Genomic DNA, 2,440 nt, shown 5'->3' with positions numbered 1-2,440 from the left:
CTCACTATTTATCCTGTAATGTAATAGTTTCTATCGATCACATAGGTTTTTTCTAAGATCCCGAAGGGCTAGCCGGCATCATGGACTTTTACCGATCAGTGGCGGCTTAGTTGAACTTCCCTACCGGCGGGATAGCGGTGCGTTCGGCGTGAATCAGTTCTGCGCGTCGCGCACCCGAACTACATCGTCGTGTGGGCGGGCTCCGGCGAAAACTGTTTCGCGTAACGGCGGGAGCCTTCGCTACCGTCTCCAATGGCGACGTGCGCCGTGCCCCATTTCGGGCCACTGATAGACAGGCACGGCGTAAATATATCGTATATACATAGGGTATACATTGACTATTGATCTAAGAAATCGATAACATATAATTATCGATGAGGATCAATATGGAAATGAAATCGGGGCGCGGCTTACCGCCATGATGCCGCTTCAGGCAGCGAAGGCGTGACCGACATCATGGACGAGATATCGACGACGTCGTCGCAGGAACAGCGCACCGGTATCGAGCAAGTCAACATGGCGGTCAGCCAGATGGACCAGGTGACTCAGCAGAATGCGGCGCTGGTCGAAGAAGCGTCGGCAGCCGCGCACTCGATGGCCGCACAGGGCAGGCACTGCCTGACACGGTGGCCGAGTTCAGGCTCGGCGACACGCTCGGCACTTCCGGCTCGCGCGCTCCGCTGGCCGTGAGCCGCGTCAGACGCCGGGCGCTGACCCGGGCAATCGCGACGAAGGCGCCGAAGCCCACGAAATTATCCGCCCTCAGCATGCCGCGATCGTTGACAGTACCCACTGCAACCGGCTCGCCGGGCGCCGCCGGGTCTGGCTGGCAGACGATCTAACGTTTAGCGGAGCGGCAATTACGAACGGACCTGAACACGCGGCAGAACCGACACCCGAGACATGCAGATGGAAGACCAACAACAGGCACAACAAACTCAGGACATAAGCGAGCGACGCTACCAGTTGCTGTTCAAAGCTACGCCGGCCATGCTCCATTCGATTGACGCACAAGGGCGGCTGGTCCACGTGAGCGATGTCTGGCTGACGACGCTCGGCTACGCGCGAGACGAAGTGGTCGGCCGTAGGATGGTGGACTTTTTAACGCCAGCATCGCGCGCCTATGCCACCGAGACGGTCATCCCTGAGCTTTTTCGAACTGGACAATGTCAAGGTATCGAATACCAGGCGATGCGCAAGGACGGGACTCTCATCGACATCGTGATGTCGTCCGTGATTCAACACGATAGCGGTGATTTGCCTTTGCACTCACTGACGGTGATGGAGGACGTGACCGAACGCAAGCGCGTACAACGCGAACTGGCCGCGCAGCATGAGCGACTACGCGTAACGCTCCATTCCATTGGTGACGGCGTCATTACCACGGATGCCCAAGGTCGAGTCGAGTACCTTAATCCGGTCGCTGAACGGCTCACCGGATGGACCAATGCCGCTGCCCGGGGGCGGCCGTCCGAAACGATATTTCGTATCGTCAGGGACGTGACGCGATTGCCAGTCAAGAGTCCGGTGAGGGTTTCCTTGTCAGAGGATCGCTTCGTCGGCCTGGCCGATCACACGATATTGATCAGCCGCGATTGCCAGGAATATTACATTGAAGGTTCTGCGGGGCCGATCAGGAATGTGGTTGCCGATTCGAAACAAGGGCTGATCGTCGGCGCACGGACCTTCCCGGGCAACCCGTACGATAGCCACACTCTGGCCGAGCAGCTTGAACAGACGTCGATCCTGTTGCAGGACGTGCCGGGCGCGCCCGCGTCAAGACGGCGATCGTCGACCTCGCGTTTCGTGGCGTCGACGCCGACGTCGCCGGTAGAGCTCGAGCATCGCGGCAAGAGCAAAACACTGACCAGCCAGCAGCGGCGCTGCTGGTTCAAACGACAAACGGGTTATCCACTCTTTGCCGTGCTGTGCGCCGCCGGCCACAACCTGCGCTGGCTGCTGCGCGCCAACGTTCGATTGGGCATCAAGCCGTCTTTTTCGGCCTTTTAGCCGATGCCGGATCATGGCGAAGGAAGAAGGCTTACCCGAGCGCTTGCGCTCACACGAAGAGGCGCCAACAGTAACTCTCGGGAATGAACCTGAGGCCGACACAGACCTTTTGTGAGAGAACAACCACACGCAAGTGTGAGTTGCCCACGCTGCACACCAGCGTGCCGATCAAACGCATCGAGCTGGAGCCAAGATGACAGACGAAAGGCGCTCCCCGCGCAAGACCACCGTCATACTCGCTATCGCGACGGCCGCACTGGCGGCAGTCATATTCATCGTCGATACGGTCGTGGTGCTCGATATCGCCATCGCCACACTCTATGTGGTTGTCGTGCTGATCGCCGCGCGCATTTGCAAGTCGCGGGGTGTAGTGCTTGTCGGACTCAGCTGCATAGGGCTATCAGTCATCAGTTGGGCACTCGCACCACCC

General features: G+C 58.9%; 1 protein-coding gene and 3 pseudogenes. All 4 read left to right on the top strand.

The window, feature by feature from the left end:
- Positions 1-456 precede the first annotated feature (456 nt).
- Positions 457-690, top strand: coding sequence for a hypothetical protein (locus HV670_RS32540; RefSeq protein ID WP_175108493.1), 234 nt, complete (start codon positions 457-459; stop codon positions 688-690).
- 213 nt (positions 691-903) lie between these two features.
- Positions 904-1,629, top strand: a pseudogene (locus HV670_RS31745) (PAS domain-containing protein); the annotation flags it as partial.
- A gap of 12 nt (positions 1,630-1,641) precedes the next feature.
- A pseudogene (locus HV670_RS31740) lies at positions 1,642-2,010 on the top strand (IS5/IS1182 family transposase); the annotation flags it as partial.
- 193 nt (positions 2,011-2,203) lie between these two features.
- Positions 2,204-2,440 (top strand): annotated as a pseudogene (locus HV670_RS29670) (hypothetical protein); the annotation flags it as partial.

The organism is Pararobbsia alpina (assembly GCF_902859895.1).
Taxonomy (GTDB): domain Bacteria; phylum Pseudomonadota; class Gammaproteobacteria; order Burkholderiales; family Burkholderiaceae; genus Pararobbsia; species Pararobbsia alpina.
Note: the sequence above shows the minus strand (reverse complement) of the source record. Positions and strands in the feature narration are given on the sequence as shown.